The 14,913-nt window shown below is 52.3% G+C and carries 13 protein-coding genes; 3 read left to right on the top strand and 10 right to left on the bottom strand.

Going from position 1 to position 14,913, the window contains the following annotated elements:
- A partial coding sequence (locus B3P58_RS00115) for a M48 family metallopeptidase (protein WP_286715024.1) occupies window positions 1–1,116 on the bottom strand: 1,116 nt, incomplete at its 3' end.
- Between the two features lie 219 nt (window positions 1,117–1,335).
- Complete coding sequence (locus B3P58_RS00110) at window positions 1,336–2,199, bottom strand: SDR family NAD(P)-dependent oxidoreductase (RefSeq protein ID WP_286715022.1); 864 nt, start codon at window positions 2,197–2,199, stop codon at window positions 1,336–1,338.
- Window positions 2,200–2,705: 506 nt separating this feature from the next.
- Between B3P58_RS00110 and tkt the strand changes: the two genes are divergently transcribed.
- Both tkt and B3P58_RS00100 read left to right on the top strand, forming a co-directional pair.
- Complete coding sequence (gene tkt, locus B3P58_RS00105) at window positions 2,706–4,694, top strand: transketolase (RefSeq protein ID WP_286715019.1); 1,989 nt, start codon at window positions 2,706–2,708, stop codon at window positions 4,692–4,694.
- Between the two features lie 114 nt (window positions 4,695–4,808).
- The gene (locus tag B3P58_RS00100; RefSeq protein ID WP_286715017.1) at window positions 4,809–6,821 is read left to right on the top strand and encodes a peptidase U32 family protein; all 2,013 of its coding nucleotides are present in this window, start codon (window positions 4,809–4,811) and stop codon (window positions 6,819–6,821) included.
- 48 nt (window positions 6,822–6,869) lie between these two features.
- On the opposite strand, the gene B3P58_RS00095 is transcribed toward B3P58_RS00100, so the two are convergent.
- Both B3P58_RS00095 and B3P58_RS00090 read right to left on the bottom strand, forming a co-directional pair.
- A complete protein-coding gene (locus tag B3P58_RS00095; protein ID WP_286715015.1) occupies window positions 6,870–7,445 on the bottom strand; it encodes a LemA family protein in 576 nt (191 codons plus the stop codon).
- A gap of 32 nt (window positions 7,446–7,477) precedes the next feature.
- Complete coding sequence (locus tag B3P58_RS00090) at window positions 7,478–8,749, bottom strand: DUF3137 domain-containing protein (protein WP_286715011.1); 1,272 nt, start codon at window positions 8,747–8,749, stop codon at window positions 7,478–7,480.
- Window positions 8,750–8,957: 208 nt separating this feature from the next.
- Between B3P58_RS00090 and B3P58_RS00085 the strand changes: the two genes are divergently transcribed.
- Complete coding sequence (locus B3P58_RS00085) at window positions 8,958–9,926, top strand: substrate-binding domain-containing protein (RefSeq protein WP_145466518.1); 969 nt, start codon at window positions 8,958–8,960, stop codon at window positions 9,924–9,926.
- Between the two features lie 25 nt (window positions 9,927–9,951).
- Here B3P58_RS00085 and B3P58_RS00080 read toward each other — a convergent pair whose 3' ends face one another.
- The 6 genes from B3P58_RS00080 to alc are packed head-to-tail and all read right to left on the bottom strand — an operon-like array spanning window position 9,952 to window position 14,854.
- Entirely contained in the window at window positions 9,952–11,127 is a 1,176-nt protein-coding gene (locus B3P58_RS00080) for a urate hydroxylase PuuD (protein ID WP_225692970.1), read from the bottom strand.
- The gene (guaD, locus tag B3P58_RS00075; protein ID WP_286715007.1) at window positions 11,127–12,428 is read right to left on the bottom strand and encodes a guanine deaminase; all 1,302 of its coding nucleotides are present in this window, start codon (window positions 12,426–12,428) and stop codon (window positions 11,127–11,129) included. Before guaD ends, B3P58_RS00080 begins: the two co-directional genes overlap by 1 nt.
- Entirely contained in the window at window positions 12,425–12,943 is a 519-nt protein-coding gene (locus B3P58_RS00070; RefSeq protein ID WP_286715005.1) for an ureidoglycolate lyase, read from the bottom strand. Before B3P58_RS00070 ends, guaD begins: the two co-directional genes overlap by 4 nt.
- An 11-nt stretch (window positions 12,944–12,954) precedes the next feature.
- The gene (uraH, locus tag B3P58_RS00065) at window positions 12,955–13,314 is read right to left on the bottom strand and encodes a hydroxyisourate hydrolase (protein WP_286715003.1); all 360 of its coding nucleotides are present in this window, start codon (window positions 13,312–13,314) and stop codon (window positions 12,955–12,957) included.
- Between the two features lie 10 nt (window positions 13,315–13,324).
- Window positions 13,325–13,837: a 2-oxo-4-hydroxy-4-carboxy-5-ureidoimidazoline decarboxylase gene (gene uraD / locus B3P58_RS00060; protein ID WP_286715001.1), complete on the bottom strand. Its 513-nt coding sequence runs from the start codon at window positions 13,835–13,837 to the stop codon at window positions 13,325–13,327.
- A gap of 21 nt (window positions 13,838–13,858) precedes the next feature.
- Window positions 13,859–14,854 (bottom strand): allantoicase, encoded by a 996-nt coding sequence (gene alc / locus B3P58_RS00055; protein WP_286714999.1) that lies wholly within the window; start codon window positions 14,852–14,854, stop codon window positions 13,859–13,861.
- Between the last annotated feature and the right edge of the window lie 59 nt (window positions 14,855–14,913).

Raw genomic sequence — 14,913 nt, 5'->3', positions numbered from 1 at the left:
ATTATCTTCGCGGTCACGGTTGGCCGGGTGTGTTGCCCACATTTGTGGCGGACGTGCCATCGACTCGGTAAACACCCGGTGGCTGGCAGCGTTTTCCGGGTTATCCACCGGCACAGGTACACCATACTGCGGATCGTCGAGCACTTTGCGCATGGCTTCCATGGTAATTTTCTGGGCGTTGAATAAATCGCTTAAACGCTTACCGGAACCGGCCTCAGTCTGAGCAACATTCAGCGCCGTCTGCCAGGCGTGGTCTGCAGCCTGCAATTTATGCAAAGCATTAATTAAGGCATCACTGCCGGTTACGGAGACAGCCACCAGATCGGCATTAAATTCCATTTCGCGGCTGAGCGCGCGCTCGGCCATAATCACCAGACGGAACATGGTGTCGACTACCGCACGAATCGACCAGATAATCAGCGACAACAGCCAGCCCAGCCAGGCAATACGCAGATCGGTACGACCCAGACCACGTACCAGATTATCCAGCCAGTCACGGGTGGCCAGCATATGGCCAATAATCTGCTGTGCGATATACACCCAGCGCCCTACCAGCATCGAACGCTGGGCAAAATGGCCAAACTCATGGGCCAGCACTGCTTTTAATTCACCCAGCGTTAATACGTTTACCAGTCCCAGGCCGATGATCAGATTCTTTTTCGACGGGAAAATCAGGTTCAGTAACGACAGATCATAAAAAACAGCGGCATTAACCTCTGGTGTCAGAAATACCCGGTGCGGACGAGGAGCGCCGATTTCATCCGCCAGACGATAAATAAAAGAAAATAATTGCGGCTGGTCTTTTTCGGTAATTTCGATCCCCTGCGGGTCTCCGGACTTACGCACCGCAAACAGTGATTTACCGATAAATAAGGTGAGCAAACCGGCACAGACCGTAATCGTCAGCCGCAGCAGGTCAAAACCCCAGTCCTGCAGATGCACAACACCATTAACGGTAATCACCGCAAAACAAATACCCAGTGCGATATACCCCAGCATAAACAACATCAGGCCAGCCATCGCCAGCCAGGCCTGACGCTGATAGGAACCGCGGGGTTTGGTCAGATCCGCCGGAACCTGCTGCGGACCAGCGGGATAAAGTACAGGTGTTTCCATTAACAACCTCCTTGTTAAACGTGCCATATGGCGAAGATGAAGCGGCCTGCTGTAAAGCTCACTCCTGAAAGTGAGAGGAATATTATCAGCACGGGCCAGACATCAACAAGAATGCCGGGCCCGTTTTGTGGCCGCAGTAGCAAAAGAGAAAAATAACGGCGGGGAAAAACAAAAACGGGAGGCAAGCCTCCCGTTTTATCAGCGTTCAGAATGTACTGATCAGGCGTTTTTCGCGCGCTGCGCTGCTTTTTTCGACTGCAGCTGCACAGCCTTGGTGAAAATCCACTGATAGGTTGCCGGCAGCATACGCACCAGCAGATCAAACATACGCGCATCCGGGCCAATCAGAATACGGCGGCTGTTTTTACGCACGCCGTTCAGAATGGTCTTGGCAGCTTTATCCGGTGTGGTGATAAACAGCTTTTCAAATTCTTTGGTCGCGTCTTCTTCGGACGTACCTGTTACCTGTGCACAGCTGGCGTCCATACGCGCCGATTTGGCGATATTGGTTTTAATACCACCCGGATGTACACAGCTGCAGCTGACCGGAGAACCGGAAATTTCCAGATCCTGACGCAGCGATTCGGTCAGACCACGCACCGCAAATTTACTGGCGTTATAACCGCTCATTAATGGCTGTGACGCCAGACCAAAGATGCTGGAGGTGTTAATAATATGACCTTCGCCGGCCGCTTCCAGATGGGGCAGGAATGCTTTGGTGCCATACAGCACGCCGTTGAAGTTGATGTCCATAATCCACTGGTAATCTTCCAGGCTCAGAGCACCAACAGTACCGGACAGCGCCACACCGGCGTTGTTGAAAATCATATTTACTTTGCCGTGCTCACGGGCGGTTTTATCGGCCCATGCGTAGACCGCTTCACGATCTGACACATCAAGAATATCGGTGGTTACTTTCACCCCATAGCCCTGCAGCATCTGTGCAGTTTCTTCCAGACCTTTGGCACTGACATCGCTTAACGCCAGATGACAACCCTGCTGCGCCAGATTAATGGCCAGCGCACGACCAATGCCCGAACCTGCGCCGGTAATCGCCGCTACTTTATTTTTGAAGTCTTTCATCTGAGTCTCCTGTGCCTGCCTGCTGCGGCAGTCTGCTGGCGGTTACAACCACCGGCTGTTGTTATTTTAAGTACTATTTTAAGTGTTATTTTCAATACTCTGGCCTGCGCGACGGCGGCTGTTGCTGTCGCAGCGGTTACTGCGGTCGCCGTAGTGAGGCGCACAGTGTGTCAGAACTCCCCCGGATTTTCCGGGTTCAACTCAGCCAGATTCGGGCGACAGAGTTGCAGGATATAGCCGCAATCTACCCCTGTTTACACCGCTAACCCCCGCTTCTGAGCACTGGTTCTGCCGCTTGCCAGCCCCTGAGTGCGGCCCAGAGGCCGGTACGACAGAAAAGCCCGCCACGAAGTTGTCATAATCCGCCGTTCCGGCCCCCTTCGCCATTGCTGAACACCGGGATCTGCGCGACAATAGCGCCCCTTTTTTAACCCGCTGAATCCGTTGCGGCGCATATCCGCTTAAGTAACGGCAGCAATACAGAATTCAGATTCAGGAGTCGTTACATGACATCTCGTACCGAACTGGCGAACGCCATCCGCGCACTGAGCATGGACGCCGTACAGAAAGCCAAATCCGGTCACCCGGGCGCCCCGATGGGCATGGCCGATATCGCCGAAGTACTGTGGAACGACTACCTCAAGCACAACCCGAACAACCCTGAGTGGGCCGATCGCGACCGTTTTATCCTGTCCAACGGCCACGGCTCCATGCTGATCTACTCACTGCTGCACCTGAGCGGCTACGATCTGTCTATCGACGATCTGAAGAACTTCCGTCAGCTGCACTCCAAAACTCCGGGCCACCCGGAATACGGTTATGCACCGGGCATTGAAACCACCACTGGCCCTCTGGGCCAGGGTATTGCCAACGGTGTGGGTATGGCGCTGGCCGAAAAAGTACTGGCCGCCCAGTTCAACCGTGACAAGCACAATGTGGTTGACCACCACACCTATGTCTTCATGGGTGACGGCTGCATGATGGAAGGTATCTCCCACGAAGCCTGCTCTCTGGCCGGTACTCTGGGTCTGGGCAAGCTGATCGCGTTCTACGATGACAACGGCATTTCCATCGATGGTGAAGTGGAAGGCTGGTTCACCGACGATACCGTTAAGCGTTTTGAGTCTTACGGCTGGCAGGTGATTCCACGCGTTAACGGCCACGATCCGGAAGAGATCAAACAAGCCATCGAAACCGCCCGCGCCAACACCGAGCAGCCAACCCTGATCTGCTGCAAAACCATCATTGGTTTCGGTTCACCTAATAAAGAAGGCAAAGAAGAATGCCACGGCGCCCCACTGGGTGACGACGAAATCGCCCTGACCCGCGAGCGTCTGGGCTGGAAACACGGCGCCTTCGAAATTCCGGAAAACGTTTACGCTGGCTGGAGCGCGAAAGAGAAAGGTCAGGCCGCAGAACAAAGCTGGGACGAAAAATTCGCCGCTTACGCTGCCGCTTACCCGGAACTGGCTACTGAGTTCAAACGCCGTGTAGCCGGTGATCTGCCTGCCGATTTCTCTGCTCAGGCGCAGGCTTATATCGAAGAATGTCAGGCCAAAGGTGAAGTGGTTGCTTCACGTAAAGCCTCACAAAACACCCTGAACGCCTTTGGCCCGCTGCTGCCTGAATTCCTCGGTGGTTCTGCTGACCTCGCCGGTTCCAACCTGACCCTGTGGAAAGGTTGTCAGGGCGTGAGCGAAACCGACGCCTCCGGTAACTACGTATTCTACGGCGTACGCGAATTCGCCATGAGCGCGATGATGAACGGTATCGCCCTGCACAAAGGTTTTGTACCTTACGGCGCGACCTTCCTGATGTTTATGGAATACGCCCGTAACGCCGTGCGTATGGCCGCGCTGATGAAGCAACGCTCTATCTTCGTTTACACCCACGACTCCATCGGTCTGGGCGAAGACGGCCCGACGCACCAGCCGGTAGAACAGGTTGCTAACCTGCGTAACACTCCGAATCTGGAAACCTGGCGCCCATGCGACACCGTCGAAGCAGCCACCGCCTGGAAATCGGCGATTGAGCGTAAAGACGGCCCAAGCGCACTGATCTTCTCCCGTCAGAACCTGCAGCATCAGCCACGTTCTGCCGAACAGGTTGCTGCCGTTGCCCGTGGTGGTTACATCCTGAAAGATTGTGCCGGCACACCAGACGCCATCATCATCGCCACCGGTTCTGAAGTGGAACTGGCGACCGCCGCTGCCGAGCAGCTGACTGGCAAAAACATCCGCGTGGTGTCTATGCCGTGTGCTGAAGTGTTCTGCAAGCAGGGCGCTGAGTACATCGAATCGGTACTGCCTGCGTCTGTGTCTGCCCGCGTTGCGGTAGAAGCACTGCACAAAGATTACTGGTACAAATTCGTTGGCCTGAACGGCAAGATCATCGGTATGGACACCTTTGGTGAATCTGCACCGGCGCCGCTGCTGTTTAAAGAATTCGGTATTACCACCGAAGCGGTGGTCGAAGCCGTAAACAGCCTGCTGTAATCGGCGCGGCCGTTAAGGCTGCCGCCACACCATTGCCGGACTTTTGCATTATCAGGCAAAGCTCCGGCAATTTTATTTCCGGCTCTGAAAAATTGGTGAATTCCCGGTACTGCCATGCTGAAAAAACACCAGCTCGAACTGTTAAGTCCCGCCCGTGATGCGGCCATTGCCAAAGAAGCGATTCTGCACGGTGCCGATGCGGTGTATATCGGTGGCCCCGGCTTCGGCGCACGCCATAACGCCAGCAACTCGGTAGCTGATATTGCCGGCCTAGTGGAGTTTGCCCGTTTATTCCACGCCAAAGTATTCGTCACCCTGAACACCATTCTACACGACGACGAAGTCGAACCTGCGCGCCAGCTGATTCACCAGCTGTACGACGCCGGTGTCGATGCGTTAATCGTGCAGGACATGGGCGTGCTGGAAATGGATATTCCGCCGATCGAACTGCACGCCTCCACTCAGTGTGATATCCGCCGGCTGGAAAAAGCACAGTTTTTATCCCGCGCCGGTTTCTCGCAAATTGTTCTGGCACGGGAACTTAACCTCGCTCAGATTAAAGAAATTTCCGACAGCGTTGATGCCGCCGTGGAGTTTTTTATTCACGGTGCGCTGTGCGTGGCATTTTCCGGTCAGTGCAATATTTCCCACGCCCAGACCGGACGCAGCGCCAACCGCGGTGACTGCTCACAGGCCTGCCGCCTGCCCTACACCTTAAAAGACGAAAACGGTGGCGTGGTTGCCTACGACAAGCACCTGTTGTCGATGAAAGATAATAATCAGACCGCAAATATGCGCGATCTGGTGGATGCAGGCGTCCGTTCCTTCAAAATTGAAGGACGCTACAAAGACGTCAGCTATGTAAAAAACATCACTGCCCATTACCGTCAGCTGCTGGATGACATTCTTAATGATCGTCCGGATCTGGCGCGTGCCTCCAGCGGTTATACCGAACATTTCTTTGCTCCGAACCCGGATAAAACCTTCCACCGGGGCAGCACCGATTACTTTGTCAGCGAACGCAAAATTGATATCGGCGCCTTCGATTCGCCTAAATTCGTTGGCCTGCCGGTCGGTGAATTAATTGGTGTTGGCAAGAGCGAGCTAACCGTACAGACCGATACCGAACTCACCAACGGCGACGGCCTGAATGTGCTGGTCAAACGCGAAGTGGTCGGCTTCCGTGTGAATAATGTTTACCCGATTGCGGATTTTGACCTTGAGAATGATCAGGGTGAAATGCAGCACGTCTGGCAATACCGCGTAGCACCAAACGAAATGCCGGAAGAATTAAAAAAACTGCGTTTACCGGCAAAGCTGAACCGTAATCTGGATCATAACTGGCAGCAGGCACTACTGAAAAAATCCGCCGAGCGCCGCGTGCTGGTGAACTGGGATATTCAGGCCACACAGGATGCACTGAACGCGACACTTACCAGTATTGAAAATGGCAGTGAAGAAGGCAGCAGTGTAACGCTGACATTAAAAGGTCCGTTCGAGCCTGCCAACAACGCAGAGAAAGCTCTGCAGCAACTGCAGGATACCTTTGGCAAACTGGGTAACACCATTTATCACGCCGACCGGATTCAGATAAACGGCGATGTCTGGTTTATTCCCGGCTCGCAGTTAAAAACCCTGCGCCGTGATGCCATTGATGTACTGACCACCGCCCGTATTGCCGCCCACCCGCGCGGACAGCGCAAGGCTGTCAGTGAACCCGCGCCGCTGTATCCGGACAGCCAGCTGACTTTCCTCGATAACGTTTACAACGAAAAAGCCCGTGCCTTTTATAAACGCTTTGGCGTTGAACTGATTGAACCGGCCTACGAAGCGCATCAGGAAACGGGCGACGTGCCGCTCATGATTACCAAACACTGCCTGCGTTTTTCTTTTAACCTTTGCCCGAAACAGGCCAAAGGCGTTACCGGGGTAATTACCAAGGTCAAAGATATGCAGCTGGTTAACGGTGACGAGGTATTAACCCTGAAGTTCGACTGCAAACCCTGCGAGATGCATATCATTGGAAAGATGAAGAATCATATTCTCGGCAGCCCGCAACCCGGCAGTGTGGAAAGTGGAGTCGGCTTTTTTGATCCGGCGAGTCTGATTGTCAGCAGCAGAGACTGATTCATAAAAAAACCGGCTATTAGCCGGTTTTTTTATGTTTAATATAGGTCAGAGGTTAGGCTTATAGTCAAAACCATCCTGTGCCTCAGCATCGGTAAAACTCTGTACCGGCTGTTTGTGGTTCAGCAAAGAGTTCACCAGTGAGCCGGGGAACATCTGAATCGCGTTATTAAACTCTTCAACATTACGGTTAAAGATACGCAAGGCTGCACCGACCTGCTCCTGCTGTTCCGATATTTCTGCCATCAGTTTCGTATACAGATCAGAAGCCTTCAGCTCCGGATAAGCTTCGACAGCCACTTTAAGCCCCTGCAACAGACTGGCCGTATGTCTTTCAGCCTCAGCCAGCCTGACGGTATCAGGTGCGGCAGATGATTGCTTACCAAGCTCGTCAATGCTGTTACGCAGACGGGTAACATCCGCCAGAACACTGCTTTCGTGCAGTTTGTACTCTTCCACCAGTTTTTCTACATGGGGAATAATTTTATTCTTCTGCCGCTCCTGCGTCAGAACCGAAGCCCAGGCACGGTCAACGGCATTAAACTTTCCAATAATGCCGTTATAAATAACCACCACTACGACCAGCAAAATTACGGGTAACAATAAAAAATAAAAATCGCTCATAAAGCCTCCATCAAGGCGTACCGGACGCCCGGTTAAAGTTGAAAGTTGTTGTCAGTCAGGCGCATCAGGTTGTGTATCTGAAGCAACAGGCCATTGAGCTTTTCAAGCTCATCGTGTTTAGCAATTTCGCTGGCAAATTCAACGGGATTTTCCAGATTATAAGTGCGCTTATGTTCCAGAATATCGTCGTTACTGAAAGCAAAACAAAGATCGCCACCGGCGCTTATTTCCAGCACAGGACGTGAGTACTCAGCCGCCATCGCCAGCATGGCTTCAATCACAGCGGGTGATAAGAAGCGCGCCGCGACCATTTCCTGATCAGCCCGGATGCTGAATACCCGGTTAAATTCGTTTGATGCTGTCGTGTACTTTTCACCACTGAACGATACTCCGCTGCCAGCATTAAGACTAAGTCCACGGGAAAACGGAAAGTGCAGCAACAAACCATGGCGGTAATAACTGTCTCTCACCACACGGGTACGGGTTCTGCCTTTCGAATCGGTATAGGTTTCGCTACGGCGCACGACATAATGAAAACAGTAGAGACTGTAATCAAAGCTGTGCAGATTACCGTCATAATGTCCCTGGTACAGATGCTGAATTTCGCGCAGATCATTGCCACGGATAAATTCCTTAAACTGCTGCCCCAGCTCTTTGGCTTTCTCCTGCCCTTTAAAAGGCAGCGCTTTAAGACCGTTATTAAACAGAATATCGCGCAGGCTGATGCGCTCTGATAACGGCCGGCGCCAGTGTTTACGGTCGTAAATACGCCACAGGACAAGGCCTCCGCTCACCAGCAGCAGTAAAGGTAACCCCATTTCATACGATGCAAAGCCGCCACCGGATAGAAGCATGGTCAGCAGCTCTAATCCCCCCCAGTATATCGCCCCCCAGAATGGGATAAGTATCACGATAAGGGTTATTCCGCTGGCCACCGCTATACGCTGTTGCTGTGTGTTAAAATAGCGGGATAAAAAGCCCGGTTTGCCTTTTTCTTCACGCCACAGCTGCCAGAAAACAACGGCCGTCACGGGCAACCAGTACTGACTGTAGAACAGTACAACATCCAGAAAATAATTGAGTGCATACGGCAGGCTCCGGGAAAAAACGCCGAATAACGCCAGCCCTCCCAACCCCATAAACAGCAAGCCGATAACCAGCCAGGGTTTATCTTTGTAATCCAGAGGGCCCGGATGATGCTCCAGTGAACGGATAATACCGACCAGATCATGCTGGCTGGTCGCAGCTTCAATTTTTTCCTTCAGGCGGGTGATATTCACACTCACCTGCTGGTTGTGCGTCATAAACGATCCTTAACGTTCCTATATAGCTCTGCCATTTTATCATTATTGAGAAGTAAGACAGTAAAATCGGGTTACAGTAATGAACGATATACGCCACATTACCCCTTCTAAAAACATGGTTTTATTAGCATTAACGAACTCTGTTCGGACTGGTAATCCGTAGCGGAATACGCTATCAGATACACGGGAGTGCGAATGGAGAGCGTTAATGTCGACACGGAAGATATGCCTGCTGTTTATCTGTTTGCTATCACACAGCGTCATCGCTGATGGCCGGGAATTCGCCCTGATTGCCAAAAGCACCAGCGATCAGAACTTTATTGAAGTCTGGCGTGGCTGTGAGGCTGCAGCACAAAAAAATAGCGATCATTGTGTATTGCTCGGCCCGGAGCAGGAAACCAGCGCCCGCATTCAGGCTAAAGCCATCGAAAGTGCAATCAATAGCCGGCGCTATAGCGCCATGGCAATATCGGTGACCAAATCGGATGTTATTGCGCAGGCCGTATCTCAGGCAATAATTCCGGTCATGACTTTTGATTCGCCATTCGCTGAGCGAGAACAAAATCTGAGCCTGAGCTATGTCGGCACCGACAACCAACAGTTCGGGCGCGATCTCGCCCGTCAGGCAAAAGCAATTTACCCCAATGGCGGTTCTGTATGTTTAATGACCGCGGAACACGATACCAATCTCGCTTTGCGGGTTCTGGGTATAAGACGCGAACTGAGCGGCAATCCGGCATTGATCGACGCTCAGCCGTTGCGTGGTGAGGGTGGCTGGTATGAGCCGGAACGTTGTCTTTGGGACAGCGGCGACAGCAACAAACGCGCATTAGCTGAAATACGTATCAGCCTGACTGAAATTAAACCCGATGTATTTCTGTCTGTTGGCAGCTGGCCTCTGATTGATCCCCAGGCATACCAGAACATCCTGCTGCCTTTTCAGGAAAACCTGAGAAAAAAGAAGCCACTGATCATTATCGGAGTTGGCAAGGTACTGCCCGAATACCACCAGCTGCGGCAGGAACAGCTGGTGCACTCATTGGTCAGCATCGACTTTTTCCGTATTGGTGAGCTGACCTATAAAAATATGCTCAACAGTATCAATAAAAAACCGCTGAAGGCGGTTATCTATACACCGAACACCATCATCCCGCCCGAGCCAGAACGTTCCAATTAAAATACTGTGCCAGGGCCTGTTAACACTAATTAGCCTGCAGCCAGACAATCAACTGCGCCCGCTCGTCTTCAGTCATGGCAGTGATATTGGCCAGTGGCATATAGCCGGTTTGCAGTGCGCTGAGCATACGGTCTTTGTACTGCAGAAGTTGCGCTTCAGACTCGAGGATAATACCCGCCGGCGGCGTTTTAAACATATCACTGGTCGGAGATTCCGCGTGACATTCGGCGCAACGCAGATGGGTAATATGCAACGCCTGGTCGGCATTAATGACGCTACCTACCGTTGCAACCGGTTTGGGCGCCATCCAGAAAGCCAGAGCAACAGTAAGAATAAAGGCGCTGATTAAATAACCCGGCTTTACTCCGGCACCCTGGGTTTTTAAATTCAGGAAATGACGCACCAGACCGGTAATTACCGCAATCATAGCCAGTACCAGCCAGGCATATTCATGGCCATAGGTCATTGGATAATGATTGCTGATCATGATAAAGACCAGCGGCAGGGTCAGGTAGTTGTTATGGGTTGAGCGTAGTTTGGCCAGCATAGCATAACGCGCATCCGGGGTTTCACCGGCAGTTACCGCACGTACCAGTTCACGCTGCGACGGCATAATGCCGAAGAACACGTTACCGGCCATAATCGAGCCGATTAAAGCACCGACATGAATATAAGCCGCACGGTCAGCAAACAGCTGATCCGCCAGCCAGGCCATAAACACCAGAAATACAAACAGAACAGAAGCAAAGCCTTTATTGCTGTTGCGCAACGGACTTTTAATCAGCAATTCATAAACCGCAAAACCCACGGCCAGAAACAGCAGACTGCTGCCAATAGCCGTCGCTGGTGAAAATGCCACCTTGGCCGGATCAATCAGATATTGCTGCGCACCCCAGTAATACATCACCGCCAGCAACGAAAAACCGGTCAGCCAGGTGGTGTAGGCTTCCCACTTAAACCAGTGCAGATTAGCCGGCATCACCTGCGGCCCGAGCTTGTATTTCACCACCTCGTAGAAACCACCACCATGAATGGCGGATAACTGGCCTTTAATACCGCGCGCTTCATTTTCGTCGCTGGGTTTTTCCAGGCTCAGATCGAGCCAGACAAAATAAAAGGATGCACCGATCCAGGCGATACCGGCCAGCACGTGAAACCAGCGCAGAAAAAGATTCAGCCAGTCAAAGATATAGCCTTCCATTAATGGGCCTCCGGCTTGGTCCAGACCGAACGGCCAGCGACAAAGGTTTCGCGTACTGCACGGTCATCGCCGAGGATCATCAGGCTGAACAGGGTTTCGTCCAGGGTTTTACAGATTGACTGACGACGCTTCATCAGATCGGTGCCAGCCAGATCCAGCACAACAAAATCGGCTTCTTTACCACTTTCGAAGTTACCGATTTTATCGTCCACAGACAGCGCTTTGGCGTTACCCAGCGTCATCATATAAAAGGCGCGTTGCGGCGCCAGTTTACTGCCTTTTAACTGGCAGATTTTGTAGGCTTCATTCATGGTCTGCAGCATCGAAAAACTGGTACCACCACCGACATCGGTTGCTACGCTGACATCCACCGGAAACGGCTGATCATCCAGCTGAAATAAACCGCTGCCGAGAAACAGGTTCGACGTCGGGCAGAACGAAATTTTGCTGCCGGTTTCGCTCATACGCTGATAATCCTCAGCATCGAGGTGCACACAGTGGGCAAATACACTGCGTTCGCCGAGCAGGCCGTAGTGATCGTACACATCCAGATAGCTTTTACGCTCCGGGAACAGCTCTTTTACAAAAGCAATTTCATCCAGATTTTCCGCCAGATGGGTCTGCATATAAACGCCCGGATTATCGGCCAGCAGTTGTCCCGCCGCCGCCAGTTGTTCCGGCGTAGAGGTAATAGCAAAGCGCGGGGTAATGGCGTACAGCTGACGGCCATTATTGTGCCAGCGATCGATCAGCTCCTGCGTATCAGCGACCGAGCTTTCTACCGTATCACACAACGCTTCCGGTGCATGACGGTTCATCATCACCTTGCCGCAGATCATACGCGTATTCAGACGCTGACTGATTTCGAAAAAAGCGTCCACCGCACTCTTATGCACAGTACCGAACACCAGTGCCGTAGTCGTACCGTTTTTCAGCAGTTCCTGCAGGAAAAATTCCGCTGCATTATTCGCGACTTCTGTGTTGGCGAAATTCACTTCCGTCGGGAAGGTGTAATTATTCAGCCAGTCGAGCAGCTGCTCGCCGTAGGAGGCAATCACATCCACTTGCGGATAATGAATATGGGTGTCGATAAAACCCGGCATAATCAGGGCATTATCGTACTGAGTCACGCGGAGATCCGGATACTGAGCCAGCATGGTGGCGGCATCGCCACAACCAATCACGGTGCCGGCATCGGTGTCCGTGATCAGCAGACCATCGGCAAAGTACTGGGGAGTCTGTTCATCGAGGAAATGCAGCACGCGTCCCCGGTAGCCCTGATAATTCATGCTCTTTCTCACAAGTTTATTCGGATATTCCAATCGTCCGGAAAGAAAAATTCTTCCAGATTATTGCCCGGACCAACGCGGTCGACGATCCAGAAATCACACACACGGTTTAATGCCAGCAACGGATGATGCCAGCAATTGGCTTTGTAATTCACGCCTTCCTCACCACTGGCGAGAAACAGCTTAAAGCTGGATGGGTCTGGCACCTCATCGCCATTAACAATATGGCTCAGGCATACCAGCACCAGATAAGGTTCATCCGACGACGGCAGAAATGCCTGACTGCCCAGAGGATGACGCTCCATCATGCCAATGCTCATCGGCAGGGTACGTGGCTGGGCGCGGAAAATACTGATAATACCCTGCCCGCTTTGTGGCTCCGCCCCCACAGTAACCTGCGCCAGATTATGGTAACGCTCGGTGGTACCGTTATTAATCATAACCGGCTTACCACGCACGCTCACCAGCTCACCGAAGGGCGCAAAACTTTCGGCGGTTAAAGGCTCAGATTGCAGAATTAATTCCATCACTGAATTCCTCAGGAACCACGATAAGTCGAGAAACCATTGGCCGACAGCAACAGCGGCACGTGGTAGTGCTCGGTTGGCGTATCGATTTCAAACAGAATATCCACCTGCGGATACAAAGTGCTCAGACCCTGTGCGGCATAATAGGCCCCGGTCGAGAATTCCAGTTTGTACAGTCCGGACTCACGCTCACGGGTTCCCAGCCAGTCAATAATACGGCCATCTTCGTTGGTCGCGGCACTGGCCATGCTTTGCCATTGTGGGTCGGCAACCGAAGCGGTTGCCGATTTAAATAAACGCACCTCAACCCCAACCGCCGGACGGCCGCGCTGGGTGTCGAGGATATGCGTTGTAATTACACTCTTCTGCATGTTCTGCTCCTTAAGTCGCCGGACCAAGAATTTTTTTAATGCGCAAATCGGTAATCATCATCTGATTCTCAGCGGCATTACGGATTTCCTGCTCACGGCTGTTCGGCAGTCGCTGCTCCAGCAGTGCCAGCATCTGCCCGGCACTCTTGCCGGTGGCAAATACGATAAAAATAAAGCCAAACTTTTCTTCATAGGCACTGTTACCAGCCGCCAAAGCCTCCAGTACGGCCTCGGGCGCACCCGTTGCTCCGCTCTGTTCGTGCGAGGCGATGGCTTTGGTATTGGCGTATTTAGCGCGCAGTGAGTTTACATCACCGATTTTCGGATGGGCGGTAAAAGCCTGCAGAAAATCAGGCTCTTCCATTGTCCACCAGAATTCATCCGCCTTCTGCAGCAGCTCATCCACCGAGGCATAGGGGCGCGCGGCAACCACTTTTTCCACCCAGCGTTCTGCCGCACAGCAACTGGTAAAGGCGGCGATGGCCTCCGCCACCGTCAGGTTATTCAGTTCATCGAGTGTCATTGGGCATCCTTCAGGAATCCACTATTTATCTGTGTTCAAAAAACCGAACACGCGTAAACGGCTGATACCGCCATCCGGGTACATATTCAGTTTGATATGAGTAAAGGTCTGCTCGCCACTGATCACTTCGTCTTTGTAGAAATGTTCGGCATCGGCCGTCAGCTTCTGACGTTCTATCACCGGTACCCACTCAGAGGTTTCCTGCGGATGCTCACCTTCCGGCATGGTAATGCCCAGCAGTGAGAAACCATCCGGATAATTACCTTTAAAGTGCGCGGTATCGACCACGACCTTTTTAATGCTGCCGGTACCGGCCAGCTTAATAATAATCCAGTCGCATTCACGGCCACCGCGACGACGCTTGGTTTCCCAGCCGTCTCCCATATTGACGCCACGATCCGGCATGATCAGGTTGCTCATCGAGCTGAAGAACATATCGCTGCACTCCACCGGACGCGCACCGTTTTTAACGAAGGCCAGATCCACAGGCTCACCCGGCAGGAACCAGTTACTGTCCATCACCGCTTCGCCGTACACACGTAAACGGGCTATGCCACCATCGGGGAAACTATTGATACGCAGATGAGTCCACACACCAGCGGAATCACAATCAATAAAATTATTGCTGTCCGGATTTACGTCCTGCTGCGCTACGATCATGGTCCACTCAGTGCTGTTATCCGGTGCTGTTTTGCTGTTACAGGCTTCAATCGATACCTGCTTCGGCGCGTTACCGGCAAAGTGCGTAGTGCATACGTTAAAGCCCTTGATACGACCCTGAGTACCCAGCTTGAGGATGGCCCAGTCGTAACCGGCAACACGCTTACGGCGGCTTTCCCAACCATCCATCCATTTACCGCGATCGGTGTATTTTCCGTCAATAAACACCGGGGCTTCCGGCTTGATCAGGTTTTCCATTTCAGCAAAGAAATCATCACTGCAGCTCAGCACCTGACCGCCCAGACGACGGTTTGCCAGATCAATCCACTCACTGTAAGGATGCACTTCGTTTTTCATATTCTTCTCAACATTATCAGACGGATAATTCTGACGATGATCGGATCGTCAGGTTATTA

The sequence above is a fragment of the Thalassolituus sp. UBA2009 genome, assembly GCF_002335285.1.
GTDB lineage: Bacteria > Pseudomonadota > Gammaproteobacteria > Pseudomonadales > Oceanobacteraceae > Venatoribacter > Venatoribacter alkanivorans.
The sequence above is the reverse complement of the archived record's forward strand: the minus strand, read 5'-3'. Positions and strand labels throughout refer to the sequence as shown.

Excerpts from the sequence above, each read along its gene's own strand:
- B3P58_RS00110 (WP_286715022.1), bottom strand. The coding sequence starts at position 2,199 with ATGAAAGACTTCAAAAATAAAGTAGCGGCGATTACCGGCGCAGGTTCG.
- tkt (WP_286715019.1), top strand. The coding sequence starts at position 2,706 with ATGACATCTCGTACCGAACTGGCGAACGCCATCCGCGCACTGAGCATG.
- B3P58_RS00100 (WP_286715017.1), top strand. The coding sequence starts at position 4,809 with ATGCTGAAAAAACACCAGCTCGAACTGTTAAGTCCCGCCCGTGATGCG.
- B3P58_RS00095 (WP_286715015.1), bottom strand. The coding sequence starts at position 7,445 with ATGAGCGATTTTTATTTTTTATTGTTACCCGTAATTTTGCTGGTCGTA.
- B3P58_RS00090 (WP_286715011.1), bottom strand. The coding sequence starts at position 8,749 with ATGACGCACAACCAGCAGGTGAGTGTGAATATCACCCGCCTGAAGGAA.
- B3P58_RS00085 (WP_145466518.1), top strand. The coding sequence starts at position 8,958 with ATGTCGACACGGAAGATATGCCTGCTGTTTATCTGTTTGCTATCACAC.
- B3P58_RS00080 (WP_225692970.1), bottom strand. The coding sequence starts at position 11,127 with ATGGAAGGCTATATCTTTGACTGGCTGAATCTTTTTCTGCGCTGGTTT.
- B3P58_RS00070 (WP_286715005.1), bottom strand. The coding sequence starts at position 12,943 with ATGGAATTAATTCTGCAATCTGAGCCTTTAACCGCCGAAAGTTTTGCG.
- uraH (WP_286715003.1), bottom strand. The coding sequence starts at position 13,314 with ATGCAGAAGAGTGTAATTACAACGCATATCCTCGACACCCAGCGCGGC.
- uraD (WP_286715001.1), bottom strand. The coding sequence starts at position 13,837 with ATGACACTCGATGAACTGAATAACCTGACGGTGGCGGAGGCCATCGCC.
- alc (WP_286714999.1), bottom strand. The coding sequence starts at position 14,854 with ATGAAAAACGAAGTGCATCCTTACAGTGAGTGGATTGATCTGGCAAAC.